General features: G+C 67.7%; 19 protein-coding genes. All 19 read left to right on the forward strand.

The genetic code is table 11. The annotated features are described in order from the left end of the window. The first annotated feature begins 13 nt into the window (after window positions 1-13). Window positions 14-880: a flagellar motor stator protein MotA gene (gene motA / locus JCR33_RS23435; protein ID WP_198884575.1), complete on the forward strand. Its 867-nt coding sequence runs from the start codon at window positions 14-16 to the stop codon at window positions 878-880. A 7-nt stretch (window positions 881-887) separates the two neighbouring features. Beyond that, window positions 888-1,802, forward strand: a complete 915-nt coding sequence (locus tag JCR33_RS23440) for a flagellar motor switch protein FliM (protein ID WP_198884576.1) — start codon at window positions 888-890, stop codon at window positions 1,800-1,802. After that, the gene (locus JCR33_RS23445; protein WP_198884577.1) at window positions 1,783-2,682 is read left to right on the forward strand and encodes a hypothetical protein; all 900 of its coding nucleotides are present in this window, start codon (window positions 1,783-1,785) and stop codon (window positions 2,680-2,682) included. Before JCR33_RS23440 ends, JCR33_RS23445 begins: the two co-directional genes overlap by 20 nt. A gap of 39 nt (window positions 2,683-2,721) precedes the next feature. After that, window positions 2,722-3,036, forward strand: a complete 315-nt coding sequence (gene fliN, locus JCR33_RS23450) for a flagellar motor switch protein FliN (RefSeq protein ID WP_198884578.1) — start codon at window positions 2,722-2,724, stop codon at window positions 3,034-3,036. 2 nt (window positions 3,037-3,038) lie between these two features. Further along, window positions 3,039-4,061, forward strand: a complete 1,023-nt coding sequence (locus JCR33_RS23455) for a flagellar motor switch protein FliG (protein WP_198884579.1) — start codon at window positions 3,039-3,041, stop codon at window positions 4,059-4,061. Between the two features lie 221 nt (window positions 4,062-4,282). Then, a complete protein-coding gene (flhB, locus tag JCR33_RS23460; protein ID WP_198884580.1) occupies window positions 4,283-5,380 on the forward strand; it encodes a flagellar biosynthesis protein FlhB in 1,098 nt (365 codons plus the stop codon). An 87-nt stretch (window positions 5,381-5,467) separates the two neighbouring features. Beyond that, window positions 5,468-5,887 carry a flagellar basal body protein gene (locus JCR33_RS23465; protein ID WP_198884581.1) on the forward strand — a complete coding sequence of 140 codons (420 nt, stop codon included), beginning with the start codon at window positions 5,468-5,470 and terminating at the stop codon, window positions 5,885-5,887. Window positions 5,888-5,910: 23 nt separating this feature from the next. Further along, a complete protein-coding gene (gene flgC, locus JCR33_RS23470) occupies window positions 5,911-6,315 on the forward strand; it encodes a flagellar basal body rod protein FlgC (RefSeq protein WP_232372791.1) in 405 nt (134 codons plus the stop codon). Further along, window positions 6,312-6,611 (forward strand): flagellar hook-basal body complex protein FliE, encoded by a 300-nt coding sequence (locus JCR33_RS23475; protein WP_198884583.1) that lies wholly within the window; start codon window positions 6,312-6,314, stop codon window positions 6,609-6,611. Before flgC ends, JCR33_RS23475 begins: the two co-directional genes overlap by 4 nt. Before the next feature lie 116 nt (window positions 6,612-6,727). After that, window positions 6,728-7,516 (forward strand): flagellar basal-body rod protein FlgG, encoded by a 789-nt coding sequence (flgG, locus tag JCR33_RS23480; RefSeq protein ID WP_198884584.1) that lies wholly within the window; start codon window positions 6,728-6,730, stop codon window positions 7,514-7,516. After that, the gene (flgA, locus tag JCR33_RS23485) at window positions 7,516-8,016 is read left to right on the forward strand and encodes a flagellar basal body P-ring formation chaperone FlgA (protein WP_198884585.1); all 501 of its coding nucleotides are present in this window, start codon (window positions 7,516-7,518) and stop codon (window positions 8,014-8,016) included. The genes flgG and flgA overlap by 1 nt, the downstream gene beginning before the upstream one ends. Continuing rightward, on the forward strand, window positions 8,013-9,134 hold the full coding sequence (flgI, locus tag JCR33_RS23490; RefSeq protein ID WP_198884586.1) for a flagellar basal body P-ring protein FlgI: 1,122 nt from the start codon (window positions 8,013-8,015) through the stop codon (window positions 9,132-9,134). The genes flgA and flgI overlap by 4 nt, the downstream gene beginning before the upstream one ends. Next, on the forward strand, window positions 9,131-9,646 hold the full coding sequence (locus JCR33_RS23495; protein ID WP_198884587.1) for a MotE family protein: 516 nt from the start codon (window positions 9,131-9,133) through the stop codon (window positions 9,644-9,646). The genes flgI and JCR33_RS23495 overlap by 4 nt, the downstream gene beginning before the upstream one ends. Then, the gene (locus tag JCR33_RS23500) at window positions 9,643-10,353 is read left to right on the forward strand and encodes a flagellar basal body L-ring protein FlgH (RefSeq protein WP_198884588.1); all 711 of its coding nucleotides are present in this window, start codon (window positions 9,643-9,645) and stop codon (window positions 10,351-10,353) included. The genes JCR33_RS23495 and JCR33_RS23500 overlap by 4 nt, the downstream gene beginning before the upstream one ends. Then, window positions 10,353-10,859, forward strand: coding sequence for a flagellar basal body-associated FliL family protein (locus tag JCR33_RS23505; protein ID WP_198884589.1), 507 nt, complete (start codon window positions 10,353-10,355; stop codon window positions 10,857-10,859). Before JCR33_RS23500 ends, JCR33_RS23505 begins: the two co-directional genes overlap by 1 nt. Window positions 10,860-10,879: 20 nt before the next feature. Next, on the forward strand, window positions 10,880-11,650 hold the full coding sequence (fliP, locus tag JCR33_RS23510) for a flagellar type III secretion system pore protein FliP (protein ID WP_211110541.1): 771 nt from the start codon (window positions 10,880-10,882) through the stop codon (window positions 11,648-11,650). A 219-nt stretch (window positions 11,651-11,869) separates the two neighbouring features. Further along, window positions 11,870-12,787 carry a flagellin N-terminal helical domain-containing protein gene (locus JCR33_RS23515; RefSeq protein WP_198884590.1) on the forward strand — a complete coding sequence of 306 codons (918 nt, stop codon included), beginning with the start codon at window positions 11,870-11,872 and terminating at the stop codon, window positions 12,785-12,787. A 277-nt stretch (window positions 12,788-13,064) separates the two neighbouring features. Further along, window positions 13,065-13,988, forward strand: coding sequence for a flagellin N-terminal helical domain-containing protein (locus tag JCR33_RS23520; RefSeq protein WP_198884591.1), 924 nt, complete (start codon window positions 13,065-13,067; stop codon window positions 13,986-13,988). Between the two features lie 362 nt (window positions 13,989-14,350). Further along, a partial coding sequence (locus tag JCR33_RS23525) for a flagellin N-terminal helical domain-containing protein (RefSeq protein ID WP_456298329.1) occupies window positions 14,351-14,919 on the forward strand: 569 nt, incomplete at its 3' end.

A 14,919-nucleotide genomic window follows, 5' to 3' on the forward strand; every position in this document is an offset into this window, starting at 1 on the left:
GGGAGATGAACTCTTGGCAGTCTTACTTGGTCTCGTCATCGGTATCGGATCGATGCTGGGTGGCTTCATGGCGATGGGTGGCCACATCGAGGTCATCTGGCAGCCATTTGAATTCCTGATCATCTTCGGCCTCGCCGCCGGCATCTTCATCATCGCCAACCCGCTGGCGATGGCGAAGAAGACCATGAAGGCGGTGATCGACGCGGCGGCCGGCAAATCGCCCAAGCGCAAGGAGCTCCTGGAACTCCTCGGTGTGCTCTTTGCCCTGATGCGCGACCTCAAGGCGAAACCGCGCAACGAGGTGGAGGCGCACGTCGACAATCCCGACGAGTCGGAGCTCTTCAAGCAGTTCCCCAATATCTTGAAGGACAAGCTGCTGCTCAACTTCATCTGCGACTATGTGCGGTTGATCCTGATCGGCAACGCCCGCGGCTTCGAGATCGAGAGCCTGATGGATCAGGAGATCGCGACGATCCGCAAGGAGAAGATGAAGCCGGCACTGGCGCTCGGCGAGATCGCCGACGCGCTGCCCGCGATCGGCATCGTCGCGGCCGTCCTCGGCATCGTGAAGGCGATGGGAGCGATCGACCAGTCGCCGGAGATCCTCGGCGGGCTCATCGCCTCCGCCCTCGTCGGCACCTTCATCGGCATCCTGTCGTCCTACGCCTTCTTCTCGCCCATGAGCTCCAAGATCAAGACGATCGGCGAGAAGCAGATGAAGCCCTTCCTGATCACCAAGCAGGCGCTGCTCGCCTACATCAACGGGGCGATGCCGCAGATCGCCCTCGAGCACGGCCGCAAGACCATCGTCGCCGACTACCGCCCCTCCATCGACGAGGTGGAGCAAGAGGCGCTGGGCGGCGGTCAGAAGGCGGCGTGAGGCAATCATGAGCGAGTCCGTCTCCGACAAGCTGCTCGACGCCGCCGGCATCCAGATCGACCGGCTGCCCATGCTGCCGGTCATCTTCGACCGCGTCGCCAACCAATGCGTGGAGCAGATGCGGGCCATCGCCGCCTCGCCCTGCTACTTCTCGATGAGCCACATCGAGCAAGGCCGCGTCGGCGATCTTCTGGAGCCCTACGAGGCCAACGCCGTCGCCGCCATCCTGGACGTGCCGGAGTGGGACTCGGAGGTTGTGCTCGGGTTCGACCGCGACTTCATCTTCACCATCGTGGAGGTGATGTTCGGTGCCGACGGCAACGAGATGCCGGAGGAGGACGGGCGCACCTTCTCCAACATCGAGATGAAGATCTGCGCCAAGCTCGCCGAGATGATCTGCGGCACGCTGTCCGCCGCGTTCGCGGTGGCGACCAAGGCGAGCTTCCGCCTGGAGCGGCTCGAGACGCGCATGCACTTCGCCGTGGTGGGTCGGCGCAACGCCCAGGCCGCGGCCGCCAAATTCCTCGTGCAGGCCATCAATCGCGGCGGCGAGATGTTCGTCATCCTGCCCCACTCCGGCCTCCAGATGGTGCGCCGCTCGCTGTCCTCCACCTCCGGCAACGAGACCACCAATCGCGACCCCAACTGGATGAAGCAGATGCAGGCCGGCGTCACGCGCGCCGAGGTGGGCCTGCGCGCGATCCTCGCCGAGAAGGAGCTGACGCTCGGCGACATCGCTCGCCTCGCCCCCGGCCAGGTCATCTCACTCGCCGCCACCCCGAAGACGCCGGTCAAGCTCGAAGCCAACGAGCAGCCGCTCTTCTGGTGCCAACTCGGCCAGGCGGAGGGTGTCTACAAGCTGCGCATCGACGACGTGTTCGACCCGGAACAGGAGCTGTTAGGTGATATCCTCAATCATTGACTTCGTCCTCCTCTCCGCCCTCGCCGCGACGTCGGGGTGCGTGCTCCTGATGTATCGGCGCCTGCAGCGCTTCGACGCCCTGCAGGGAGTGGCGGCCAAAGAGTTCGCCCGCTCCTCCGAGGCGCTCGATCGGGCCCGCGAGGCGATCCAGGATCTCCAGGCCGACGGGGGCGACATGGCCGTCGCCCTCGCATCCCGCCTCAACGAGGCACGCGTCGTGATGAACGACATCGACCAGGCGACGACCCGGACGATGGAGACCTTCCTCGCAAGCCCCGCCGCGGCGATGCCCGCCACCAGCGAGCCCGCACCGCTTGCGCCCGACGCGCCGGCATCTCCCCCCCGTGCCGAAGCGCCCGGCGCCGAGGCGCCCGCAAGGAGCCCGGCCTCGTCGGCGACGACGGTCGCCGAGCGCATCCGCAAGGCGGCGCGGGTCGGCGCCGAGCGCCCGCGCGCCGGCGAGCAGACGCCGGCCCAGCCGCCGAGGGCGCAGGATCCCGCCGGAGCCCCTCCGCAACCGATGCCCCCTCGCATCCAGGATGCCGGCTTTCCCCGGATCCATCGGACGCCGGAGGGCGATGCGGCGACCCCCGCCTTCGTCGCCACGACGCCCATAGGTGGCGACGCGCGCCGCAGCGCCACCGCCCGCTACGCCAAGCCGACACCGACGGGTCCGGTGATGATGGTGGTGAAGCCGAGCTCCGACACGACGGAGAGCGAAGAGGGAAACGAAAGTGCCCTTCCCGCCGCCGCTCGCAGCGCGCCGTGGACCCCGCCCAAACCGGCGACGGTGTCGCGCGCCAACGGCCGGGAGAACGCCCCCGCGTCCCGCTCCTTGACCTGGAGCGAACTCGCCAAAGCGGCTCACAACGCCGGCTGACCCCACCCCACCGCCGACCCTCACAACAGGAGAGCTCCGATGTCCGAAGACGAGAGCCCCATCCACGCCTCCGCCACCCCCGGCTCGCAGGAGCCGTCCATCGACACCATCCTGCGCATCCCGGTGGTGATCCAGGTGGTGCTCGGCTCCGCCACGATGCCCGTCGCCAACCTCATGAAGCTCGGCCGCGGCCAGGTGGTCTCCCTCGACCACCGCGTCGGCGAGCCGGTCGACATCGTCGTCAACGGCCGCGTCATCGCCCGCGGCGAGGTCGTGGTGGTCGACGACGATTCCTCCCGGTTCGGCGTGTCGCTGACCGAGATCGTCGGCCCGAACATCGGGGACGATCGCTAACCATGGCACCGGCCCCCGCCCTCCGCCACCGCCCGATGACCAACGTGGAAAAGGTCGCCACCGTTCTCATGACGATGGGTCAGGAGGCGGCGGGCCACGTGATGCGGCACCTCGACCCTCAAGAGCTGCGCACGATCACCCACGCGATGGCCGAGCTGCGCCCCGTCCCGGTGACGCAGGTTGAAAGCCTGGTCGAGGAATTCGTCGAGCAATACGGCCTCGGCACCAACCTCGTGGGCGACACGGCCATGGTCCAGAAGATGCTCGCCGGCATCCTGCCGCCCGATCAGATCGCCGAGATCATCGCCGAGATGGAAGGGCGGGTGAACCAGTCGATCTGGGACCGCATCTCGTCCGTGTCGGAGGGCAGCCTCGTGTCCTACCTTCTCAACGAGCACCCGCAGACCACGGCGCTCGTCTTGTCGAAGCTCCACCCCATCACGTCCGCCAAGGTGATGGGCGAGCTGCCGAAGGACCTGCGCGACGGCATCGCGCGCCGCATGCTCACCTGCAAGGCGGTGGTCGACGACGCCCTCAAGATCGTGGAGAAGGCGCTCCACGAGGACTTCACCGTCAACCTCTCGCTCAACATGGGCGGCGACAGCCATGCCCGCATGGCCGACATCATCAACAAGATGGAGCGCGAGCAGATGGAGGGCGTGCTCGACGGTCTGACCGTGACCCACCCGAAGTCGGCCGAAATCCTGAGGTCGTTGCTCTTCACCTTCGACGACATCGTGAAGCTCAATCCGAAGTCGCTCACCACGCTGTTCGACGCGATCGACAACAGCGACCTCGTGATGGCGCTGAAGGGCACGGAAGCGGGTTTCCGCAACCAGGTCCTCTCCTGCCTCGCCTCGCGGACCCGGCGCATGGTCGAACAGGAGCTCGCCACCGGCGAGGCGGCGACCCAGCGCGAGGTCAACGAAGCCCGCCGCAAGATCACCGACCTCGCCCTCACGATGGGGCAGAAGGGCGAGATCGATCTTGCGACCAGCGACGAGGACGGCGCGCTCGTCCAGTAGCGCGGTCCCGCCCCGTTGGCCTCCAACCACCACGACCGCTCCGTGACGACGTCGCGGAGCGGCCGCCCCGCCGCCCCGTCGGCCCGACGCGACGCCGAAACAGCTCCTGAGGATAGCATGGCGGGTACCACCCTCTCTGCGAAGCAAGGCGAGCGGCGACGCGCTGCGTCCGTCTCCGGCGGACGCATTACCGCCGCGCGACACCGGGGAGCCAGCGCGCGGTGAGCGAGAAACCGGACAGCTCGGAGCGCACGGAAGAGGCCACCCCGAAGAAGATCGAGGACGCGCTCAAGAAGGGGCAAACTCCCTTCTCGCGCGAGGCTCCGGCCTTCGCCTCCCTTCTCGGCATCCTCGTCGTTCTCGGCATCCTGGCGGCGGAGCAGACGCGCGACCTCGTCGCTCACCTCGCCCTCCTCCACGACAACGCCGGCGCCTACCCGCTCAACGACGGGGCCGACGCCACCGCCATCTTCCTCCAGGTCTATCGGGCCTCGGCGATCTTTCTCCTGCCGGTCGTCATCCTGCTCGCGATCTTCGGCGTGGTGGCGGCGCTCGCCCAGTCCTCGCCGCGGATCGTCGCCGAGCGGATCCGGCCCAAGCTCGAGCGCCTCTCGGCGATCGCCGGCGCCAAGCGCATCTTCGGCAGCCAGGGGCTCGCCGAGTTCCTGCGCTCGCTCTTCAAGTTCGCCGTCGTCGGCGCCATCGCCTTCAGCCTCCTCGGCTCCGAGCTGCCCACCCTGGTGCGCGCCGTGTTCGTCGATCCGGCGCTGCTGCCCACGCAGATCCTCGCCATCGCGACGCGCCTGCTCGCGGTGGTGTGCACGGCCACGATCATCCTCGTCGCCGCCGATCTCGTCTGGACCCGCATCAAGTGGCGGCGAGACCTCAAGATGACGCGGCGCGAGGTGAAGGACGAGCTCAAGCAGAGCGAGGGCGACCCGATCCTCAAGGCCCGCATCCGCTCCGCCCAGAAGGACCGATCGCGTCGGCGCATGCTGACGGCGGTGCCCCAGTCCACCGTCGTGATCGCCAACCCCACCCACTACGCCGTCGCCCTCAGCTACACGCGCGACACCGGCGGCGCCCCGCGCCTCGTCGCCAAGGGCATGGACCTCGTCGCCCTCAAGATCCGCGAGATCGCCGAGAAACACCATGTCCCGGTGGTCGAGGATCCGCCTCTTGCACGTGCGCTTTATTACGCTGTCGAAGTAGAGCGCTTCATTCCCGAGGACTTCTATCGGGCCGTCGCGCAGGTGCTCTACCACGTCTACAGCCGCGACGGCGCCGGCGCGTCGCCGTTCCCGCGAGGATCGGCATAACACCTTTTGCGTCAGCCCCGGACAAGCTCGCCCCCTTAGGTTCGAGGCGTTCAGATGACCCAAACCCCGGAGCGTCGGGATCCACCCATGATCGTTGGAGCCACACCAGTCTCGACGGCGAATGCCTCGCCTCTCTACGTGATGGACATCGCCACGCGATACGCCGAATGGGCCGCCGTGCGGCAGGCGGCGATCGCCGGCAACATCGCCAACGCCGACACGCCCAACTACCGGGCCCGCGATATCGAGCCCTTCCATGCAGGGGGCGACCAGACGCGCCTCACCATGAGCGAGACGCGACCCGGCCACATGGCCCCCACCGCGATGGAGGACTATGCGGCCGACGTCACCAAGAGCCGCAGCTGGGACGTGTCCCACTCCGGCAACACCGTCTCGCTCGACGAGCAGCTGATGAAGGCGGACGACACCAAGCGCGGCCATGAGCTGTCGCTCTCGGTGATCGCCACCTTCCACCGCATGCTCCTCGCCTCGGTGTCGTTCCAATGATCGCCGGTGCAGATCCCCTGGCGATGGTCACGCGCGTCGCGGGCGCCGGGCTCGAGGCGCAGTCCTACCGGCTGCGCGTCGTCTCGGAGAACATCGCCAACCACCGCTCCACCTCGGCAACGCCGGGTGGCGACCCCTACCAGCGCAAGACCATCGTGTTCGCCGCCGAGCTCGACCGGGCGATCGGTGCCTGGTCGGTCGACGTCAAGCGCACCTCCCTCGACGGGGCGCCCTTCGTGGTGGAGCACGACCCCCACCACCCGGCCGCCAACGCCGAGGGCGAGGTGAAATATCCGAACGTCAATCTCCTGACCGAAATGGCCGACATGCGTGAGGCCAACCTGTCCTATGAAGCGAACCTGCAGATGATGCGCAGCGCTCGCTCGATGATCTCGATGACCATTGATCTTCTGAGGAGTGGATCATGATGAGCGTGACCGGCATTACCGGCGCCGACGCGGCGCGCACCATGAATGTCAACACCAGCGCGGCCGCCGCCAATGTGGACGATTCGTTCCAGGCGATGTTCGCCAAGGTCAGCGCGGCGGCACGCGACACGCTGCGGACCGGCGAAGCGGCCTCCATCGCCGGCGTTTCCGGCGACACGTCGGTTCAGAACGTGGTGCGCGCCATGATGACGGCGGAACAGCAGCTGCGCGCCGCCATCGCCGTGCGCGACCGCGTGGTCGCCGCCTACCAGGAAGTGAGTCGGATGCAGATCTGACGGCCCGCCGTCCGCCCCGCATCCCACTCCACCGGTCGAGCCGACCCTTTCTCTCGATGTCCCGGCCCCCTAGCGGGCGGCCGAACGATCCCGAATTGCCGCCATAGGAGCGCGCCATGAAGGCTCTTGCGATTGCCGCCACCGGCATGAACGCACAGCAGACGAACCTCGAGGTGATCGCCAACAACGTGGCGAACATCAACACCACCGGCTTCAAGCGCTCCCGCGCCGAGTTCGCTGACCTCATCTACCAGACGAACCGCGCCCAGGGTGTGCCCAATCGTGGCGGTGAGCTGCCGGTGCCCGAAGGCACCCGCATCGGCCTCGGCGTGCGCACGATCGCGGTGCGCCAGCTCCACATGCAGGGAAGCCTGTCGCAGACCTCCAATCCCCTCGACCTCGCGATCAACGGCCACGGCTGGTTCCAGATCACCGGCCCCGACGGCGAAACCCTCTACACCCGCGCCGGCGCCTTCAATCTCGGCCCCAACGGCGAAATCGTCACCCTCGACGGTTACGAGGTGCAGCCGGGGCTGGTGGTCCCCGTCGAGGCGCGCGAGGTCGTCATCAACAAGTCGGGCGAGGTCTACGTCTCCCTGTCGGGCGACGCGGCGCCCCAGCTTCTCGGCCAGATCACCCTCGCCACGTTCGCCAACGATGCCGGCCTCGAAGCCCTCGGCGACAATCTCTTCCGCGAGACCGCCGCTTCCGGCCAGCCCACCGCGGGCTTTCCCGGCGATCTCGGCTTCGGTGTCGTCAACCAAGGCTGGCTCGAAGCCTCGAACGTCGACGCGGTGAAGGAGATCACCGAGCTCATCTCCGCTCAGCGCGCCTACGAAATGAACTCCAAGGTGATCCAGACCGCCGACGACATGGCCGGCGTCATCTCCCAGGGCATCCGCTGATGTCCGGCGCCCGCCTCCCCGACCGCCGCATCGGCCGCGTCGTCGCCGGCCTCGCCGGTGCCGTGCTCCTCGCGCTCGGCTCGGCGGACATGGCCGGCGCCGACACCTCCGGTGGCCTCCTGCCGGTTCCGGTGGAGACCATCGCCCCCGGCGAGCGCATCACGCCCGGCATGCTCACCGAAAAGCACTTCTACTACGACCCCGACCGTCCCCTCTCGGTGATGACCGACCCCACCCTCGCCCTCGGCAAGGAGGCGCGGCGCACTTTGCGGGCGGGCAAGCCGATCCCCCTCAATGCGTTCCGCACGGCCGACCTGGTACGCCGCGGCCGCCCCACCGAAGCGCGCTTCCGCATGGGCAACCTCACCATCACCGCGACGGTTCTGCCCCAGAACGACGGCGGCGCCGGCGATCTCGTACAGGCTCGCAACCTCGATTCCGGTCGCCTCATCTCCGGGATCGTCGGCATGGACGGCGCGATCGAGGTGTCCGGCCGATGAGACCGCGCGCCGCCATCCCGCTCCTCGTCGCCGCGCTCCTGGCGCTGCCCGTCGTCCTCGCGGCCCCTCCGGCGGAGGCGACGCGAATCAAGGACATCACCACCGTCCAGGGCGTGCGCGACAATCAGCTGATCGGCTACGGCCTCGTCATCGGCCTCCAGGGAACGGGCGACACGTTGCGCAACGCCCCCTTCACCGAGCAGGCGCTGAAATCGATGCTCGACCGCATGGGTGTCGCCGTGCGCGGCGTGCCGCTGCGCGCCCAGAACGTCGCCGCCGTAACCGTCACCGCCACGCTGCCCCCCTTCGTGGGCGTCGGCTCGCGCATCGACGTCTCGCTCGGCTCCATCGGCGATGCCACAAGCCTCCAGGGCGGCACCCTCGTCGTCACGCCGCTGACGGGCGGCGACGGCAAGGTCTACGCCGTCGCCCAAGGCCCGGTGCAGGTCTCCGGAATCAACGTGCAGGGCGAAGCGGCGCAGATCACCCAGGGTGTCGCCACCGCCGGCCGCATCCCCAACGGCGCCCTCGTCGAGCGCCGCGTGCCGGGATCCCTGCAGGGTCTCGACACCCTCACGCTCGAGCTCAACAATCCCGACTATCGCACCGCCGCCCGCATCGCCGACGCTGTCAACGCCTACACCGAGAAGCGCTGGGGCCGCCGCATCGCCGCCGAGCGCGACCTGCGTACCGTCGTCCTGCACAAGCCGCAGAATGTGGGTGCCACACGCTTCCTCGCCGAGATCGGCCACCTTGAGGTCACTCCCGACGCCCCCGCCCGCGTGGTGATCGACCAGCGCACCGGCACGGTCGTCATCGGCCAGAACGTGCGCGTCTCCACCGTCGCCCTCGCCCACGGCAACATCACACTGCGCGTCACCGAAGATCCCGTGGTGGTACAGCCCGACCCCTTCTCCTTCGGCGAGACGGTGGTGGAACCGCAGACCACCGTCAGCATCGAAGAGGCCGACGGCAAGCTCGCCATCGTCTCCGGCACCGACCTTCAGACCTTGGTGCACGGCCTCAACCGCATCGGCCTGCGGCCGAGCGACATCATCGCCATCCTCGAAACCATCAAGACCGCCGGTGCCCTTCAAGCGGAGTTGATCGTCCAATGACCCAGCCTCCCCGTCGCCGCCGCGCCCTCCCCGCCCTCATCCTCACCCTTGCGGGTATCGGCCACGTCCTTCCCGTCACCGCGCTCGCCCAGAGCCGCGACGGTGGGGCCGACACCGCGATCGCCTACTGCACCAACCTCGCCGACGAGGCCGCCGACGCGCGCTACCAGCGCAAACTCGCGCGGCTCGAAGAGGTGGAGCGGCAGATCGAGGCGCGCCTCCAGGCGCTCGAGGCCAAGCGGGCGGATTATCAAGCCTGGCTGGAGCGGCGCCAGAAATTCCTCGCCCTCGCCGAGGACAGCCTCGTCAGCATCTACGCCGGCATGCGGCCCGACGCCGCCTCCGCCCAGCTCGCCGCCATGAACGAGCTGCAGGCCGCCGCCCTCATCGCCAAGGTCACGCCGCGCACCGCGAGCGCGATCCTCAACGAGATGGACCCCCAAAAGGCCGCCCGAATCGCCTCCATCATGGCCGGCCTGTCGCGCGTCGAACCGGAGAAAACCGCCGGATGAGATCGCCCCCCGTCCTCTTCGTCTGCGGCCTGTCGCTCGCCGGTTGCGCCGAGGGTCAGCTCCTCGGCACCCCCGCCTTCTCACCCATCGGGGAGGGCCTCGCGGTGACGCGCACGGAGCTGCCGACGGCGATCCCCGTCAACGCCGCCGCCGAGCCCGGCTCCCTCTTCGGCCGCCGCACCCAGGACCTCCTGACCGACGTTCGTGCGAAGAATGTGGGCGACACGGTGACCGTCGAGATCAACCTCGACGACAGCGCCCAATTCGACAACGAGTCGGAGCGCGAGCGCGATTCCCAGACCGACTTCGACTTCTCGATCTTCGGCGCCGGCCGCGGCTTCGACGGCCCGGAAGGGACCGCCGAGGCGGCCGCCAATCTCGGCATCGGCGCCAACTCGCGCTACCGCGGCTCCGGCGCCATCGACCGCTCCGAGCAGCTCCGCCTGCGTGTCGCCGCCGTCGTCACCGAGGTGCTCGCCAACGGCAATCTCATCATCTCCGGCGTCCAGGAAATCCGCGTCAACGACGAGATGCGCGTCCTGCGGCTCGCCGGCATCGTCAACCCGCTCGACGTCACCCGCGCCAACACCGTCGGCTACGAGAAGATCGCCGAAGCGCGCATCTCCTATGGCGGTCGCGGACGTCAGAGCGAAATCCAATCCCCCAACTGGGGTCAGCAGATCTACGACAAAGTGGTGCCCTTCTGATGGACGAAGAAATCGAAGAAGACGCCGCCCCCGAGCCGCAGGAGAAGCCCGGCAAGATGGGCTTCATCCTCGCCCTCGTCGCGATCACCCTCCTCGGAGGCGGCGCCGGGGCAGGGTTCGGCCTCATGCAGGTGAACCAGATCGCCTCCGTCGCCACCAAGCGCGCGAACACCACCCCGACGAAGGCCGACGCCGCCCTCGCCTGGGACGAGAACACCGGCCTCGAACGCCTCAAGCCGGTGATCGTGAACCTCGCCAACCCGGTCGGCACCCGCGTGCGGCTCGACACGGCGATGGTGTTCGACCGGGAGGCGGTCGATGACGTCAAGCACCTCAAGGCGGTGCTCAGCGAAGATCTCCTCGCCTTCCTGCGTACCGTCACCATGAGCGAACTCACCGGCGCCAGCGCCTTCAACCACCTGCGCGACGATCTCAACGAGCGCGTCGAGATCGCCTCCAGCGGCGCCGTCAAGGAACTCATCATCGAGACCATGGTCCTGCAATGACCCAGCCTTCCGAGCGGAGGATGAGCCTCCCTCCCGCGGTGCGCCGCACCGCGATCCTCGCCATGACGGCGGCACCCGTCCTTTTCGCCGCCGGCAGCGCCCTGGCGCAGTCCGGCGGCGAGGGGACATTCGACCTCGCCCGCCTCCTCCCGGCGGGCGAGGGCTCGGCCTCGGCGCGCATCATCCAGTTCATCGCGCTGATCACGGTCCTGTCGCTCGCCCCGGGCCTCCTCATCATGGTGACGAGCTTCACCCGCCTCATCGTCGCTCTCTCGTTCCTGAGGGCCGGTCTCGGGCTCCAGACGACGCCGGCGAACATCGTCGTCATCTCGCTCGCCCTCTTCATGACCTTCTACGTCATGGGCCCCACCTTCGACCGGGCCTGGCAGAACGGGGTGCGCCCGCTCACCGAAGGCGAGATCAGCGAGGAAGAAGCCTACGACAAGATCACCGAACCGTTCCGCGAGTTCATGATCACCCACGTCCGCCCGCGCGATCTGGAGCTCTTCGCCGACCTCGGCGGCATCGCCCCGTCCTCGCCGCAGGTGGTGGAGCTGCGCACCCTCATCCCCGCCTTCATGATCTCCGAGCTGCGCCGAGGCTTCGAAATCGGCTTTCTCATCCTGCTGCCGTTCCTCGTGATCGACCTCATCGTGGCGACCCTCATCATGTCGATGGGCATGATGATGATGCCGCCCACCATCATCGCCCTACCCTTCAAGATCCTCTTCTTCGTCCTGATTGACGGGTGGAACCTCCTGATCGGCTCGCTCGTGCGCTCGTTCAGCTAGGCGAACGCGCGCCCCAGCGGCAATCGCCGCACGACCGGCGGGGGCTCCACCCGCCGACAGGGCGGCGGCGCGCGCCTCTGCCCCAGGCAAGCATCGCGCCCCACATCGGGGGTGCGCAGGTTGGCACGGGCACCGTCCCTCTCGCCCGCCAACGGCATGAGGCCCACTGCAGCGCCATCGGCATGTTTCCCGAACCAGTCTTTGCGTAGAGGAACTACGATGACGAGCCTTCTCACCAACACGTCGGCCATGGTCGCCCTTCAGACCCTCACCGACATCAACCGCAGCCTCAACGAGACCAACAACCGGGTGTCCACCGGTCTGCGGATCGCCAAGGCGCAGGACAGCGCCGCCTACTGGGCCATCGCCACCACCACCGCCTCCGACAACGGCGCCCTCGGCACCGTGCGCGACGCGCTCGCTCTCGGCGAAGCCACGATGGACGTGGTCTACAACGGCCTCGATTCCACCCGAAAGAGCCTTCAGGACATGAAGGAGCTCCTCGTCGCCGCCCGCCAGCCGGGCGTCGATCGCACCAACATCCAGACCCAGATCGACGGCATCATCACCGACATGGCCAACAAGGCCTCGGCCTCGGTCATCAACGAGCAGAACTTCCTCGACGTCGACTCGTCGGCCGCGTCCTACAACGCCACGAAGTCGATCGTCGCCTCGTTCGAGCGCTCGGCGACGGCCATCACCGTGTCCACGATCGACCTCGATATCAGCACGATCTCGCTCTATGACGCCAACGGCAACATCGGCGTCATCGATCAGACCCGCACCTCGGGCGGCACCAGCGTCGCGGTCGACGCTGTCGACATCTCCGCGCTGACGGATTCGGCGGCCGACATCACCACGCTGGAGGAGACGATCGCCATCGTCGACGAGGCGCTGATGGAGGTGATCACCGCCTCGAACCTCGTCGGCACCGTGCTCGCCCGGGCGCAGTCGCAGAACTCGTTCATCTCGGCGCTCATCGATGCCAATGATCGGGCCGTCGGCGCGCTGATCGATGCCAACATGGAGACCGAATCGACGCGCCTCGCCGCCCTGCAGACGCAGCAGCAGCTCGCCGTGGAATCCCTCTCCATCGCCAACACCTCGGCTCAGAACGTCCTCGCCCTCTTCAGGTAAGGCGCTCTCCCACCGCATCGTCGCTCAAGGCCGCCCCCCGGGGCGGCCTTTTTGTTTGCCCGTCCGCAGGCTCACGTCGACGTGATGATGGCTGCTATTCTCCTCTCATGCGGGAACCAAAATGCACTGACCAGCCCCGCACCAGCGCTTGTCGCAAAATCAAGCTCGGATGCAGGCGGACCTGGCGGGCCTCGCACGGCCCCGCCGCCATTGGCATGATGCCCATCTGCAAAGCCCTCGTCGGCATGTCTCCCAGTATTTGCGTAGAGGAACGACGATGACGAGCCTTATTACCCACACGGCAGCGATGGTGGCGCTCCACACGCTGAACGTGATCAGTACGGATCTCAAGACGACCAACAGCCGAGTGTCCACGGGGCTGCGGATCGCGACGGCGCGCGACAGTGCCGCCTACTGGGCGATCGCGACCACCACCCAGTCCGACACCGGCGCCCTCACGACGGTCCAGGATGCGCTCGCCATCGGCCGGGCGACCATCGACGTGGTCTACACCGGGCTCGATTCCACCCGCGAGAGCCTCCAGACCATGAAGGAGCTGCTCGTCGCGGCCCGCCAGCCCGGCGTCGACCGCACCAACGTGCAGACCCAGATCGCCGGCCTGCAGACCGACATGCAGAACAAGGCCGACGCCGCCGTCATCAACGAGCAGAACTTCCTGTCGGTCGATTCGTCCGCCGCCGGCTACAACGCCACCAAGTCGGTGGTCGCCGCCTTCGAGCGTTCGGCGAGCGGCATCGCCATCTCCACCATCGATCTCGACATCTCCAGCATCGCCCTCGTCGACCCCGCCGGCGGCACGGCGGCGGGCCTTCTCGACAAGGACCGCACCGTCGGGGGCACCACCGACAACGTCCTCGCCATCGACATCTCGGCGCTGACGGACTCGGCCGCCGATCTCACCACGCTGGAGGAATATATCGGGATCGTCGATGCCGCCCTCATCGACGTCATCGACGCCTCGAACACCGCCGGCACCGTGCTCGCCCGCACCGATTCGCAGAACGCCTTCATCTCGGCGCTGATCGATGCCAACGCGCGCGCGACGGGAGCGCTGATCGACGCCGACATGGAAGAGGAGTCCACCCGCCTCGCCGCGCTCCAGACCCAGCAGCAGCTCTCGGTGGCCTCGCTGTCCATCGCCAACGCCTCGGCGACGAGCGTGCTCGCCCTCTTCAGCTGATGGGTGCGGCAAGCCCCCACCCCGTCCTGAGACACGTCCCCTGAGGCCGCGCCGCCTGTCCGGTGCGGCCTTCTTGTGCGATCCCTCGCCGGCGACCCCCGTCCCGCCGTCTCGTCCTGCCGTCTCGTCCCGTCGCGCGCTCGGTGAAGCGTCCTGGCTGTTTTCCGCGAGAGCGACGCCATCCGGAGGGTCGCGCAAGCCTCGACCAAGCAGGGCTCCCTATATGCCACCTCGTAGCAGGTTGGTCGGGCGAGCGCCCGCCTCGACGCCGCGTACACATCTGGCGCGAGAACCAAAGGCATGACGCCGTCCTGCCCTGCCGCCCGTCGGCATGTCTTTCAGTAAACCTCAGAGGAAAGACGATGACGAGCCTTCTCACCAACACCGCGGCGATGGTTGCGCTGCAGACGCTCAACCAGATCAACCAGAGCCTGAACACCACCAACAACCGCGTTTCGACGGGTCTGCGCATCGCCAAGGCCCAGGACAGCGCCGCCTACTGGGCCATCGCCACAACGACGGCCTCCGACAACGGCGCGCTGTCGGCGGTGAAGGATGCTCTCGCCCTCGGCCGGTCCACGCTGGACGTCGTGTACAACGGTCTGGAATCCACCCGCGACAGCCTTCAGAAGATGAAGGAGCTCCTGGTGGCCGCTCGCCAGCCCGGCGTCGACCGCACCAACGTGCAGACCCAGATCACCGGCCTGCAGACCGACATGCAGAACAAGGCCGACGCCTCGGTCATCAACGAGCAGAACTTCCTGTCGGTCGATTCGTCCGCCGCCGGCTACAACTCCACCAAGTCCATCGTGGCCTCGTTCGAGCGCTCCGCGGCCGGCATCGCCATCTCCACCGTCGACCTCGACATCAGCACCATCACGCTGATCGACCCGGCGGGCGGCACCGCGGCCGGCATCCTCGACCAGGATCG

It is taken from the genome of Acuticoccus mangrovi, from assembly GCF_016411865.1.
Classification (GTDB): Bacteria; Pseudomonadota; Alphaproteobacteria; order Rhizobiales; family Amorphaceae; genus Acuticoccus; species Acuticoccus mangrovi.

What these genes read in the sequence shown, in the direction of transcription:
- JCR33_RS23440 (WP_198884576.1), top strand. Translation starts at nt 888, where the DNA reads ATGAGCGAGTCCGTCTCCGACAAGCTGCTCGACGCCGCCGGCATCCAG.
- fliN (WP_198884578.1), top strand. Translation starts at nt 2,722, where the DNA reads ATGTCCGAAGACGAGAGCCCCATCCACGCCTCCGCCACCCCCGGCTCG.
- JCR33_RS23455 (WP_198884579.1), top strand. Translation starts at nt 3,039, where the DNA reads ATGGCACCGGCCCCCGCCCTCCGCCACCGCCCGATGACCAACGTGGAA.
- JCR33_RS23465 (WP_198884581.1), top strand. Translation starts at nt 5,468, where the DNA reads ATGATCGTTGGAGCCACACCAGTCTCGACGGCGAATGCCTCGCCTCTC.
- flgC (WP_232372791.1), top strand. Translation starts at nt 5,911, where the DNA reads ATGGTCACGCGCGTCGCGGGCGCCGGGCTCGAGGCGCAGTCCTACCGG.
- JCR33_RS23475 (WP_198884583.1), top strand. Translation starts at nt 6,312, where the DNA reads ATGATGAGCGTGACCGGCATTACCGGCGCCGACGCGGCGCGCACCATG.
- flgG (WP_198884584.1), top strand. Translation starts at nt 6,728, where the DNA reads ATGAAGGCTCTTGCGATTGCCGCCACCGGCATGAACGCACAGCAGACG.
- flgA (WP_198884585.1), top strand. Translation starts at nt 7,516, where the DNA reads ATGTCCGGCGCCCGCCTCCCCGACCGCCGCATCGGCCGCGTCGTCGCC.
- flgI (WP_198884586.1), top strand. Translation starts at nt 8,013, where the DNA reads ATGAGACCGCGCGCCGCCATCCCGCTCCTCGTCGCCGCGCTCCTGGCG.
- JCR33_RS23495 (WP_198884587.1), top strand. Translation starts at nt 9,131, where the DNA reads ATGACCCAGCCTCCCCGTCGCCGCCGCGCCCTCCCCGCCCTCATCCTC.
- JCR33_RS23500 (WP_198884588.1), top strand. Translation starts at nt 9,643, where the DNA reads ATGAGATCGCCCCCCGTCCTCTTCGTCTGCGGCCTGTCGCTCGCCGGT.
- JCR33_RS23505 (WP_198884589.1), top strand. Translation starts at nt 10,353, where the DNA reads ATGGACGAAGAAATCGAAGAAGACGCCGCCCCCGAGCCGCAGGAGAAG.
- fliP (WP_211110541.1), top strand. Translation starts at nt 10,880, where the DNA reads ATGAGCCTCCCTCCCGCGGTGCGCCGCACCGCGATCCTCGCCATGACG.
- JCR33_RS23515 (WP_198884590.1), top strand. Translation starts at nt 11,870, where the DNA reads ATGACGAGCCTTCTCACCAACACGTCGGCCATGGTCGCCCTTCAGACC.
- JCR33_RS23520 (WP_198884591.1), top strand. Translation starts at nt 13,065, where the DNA reads ATGACGAGCCTTATTACCCACACGGCAGCGATGGTGGCGCTCCACACG.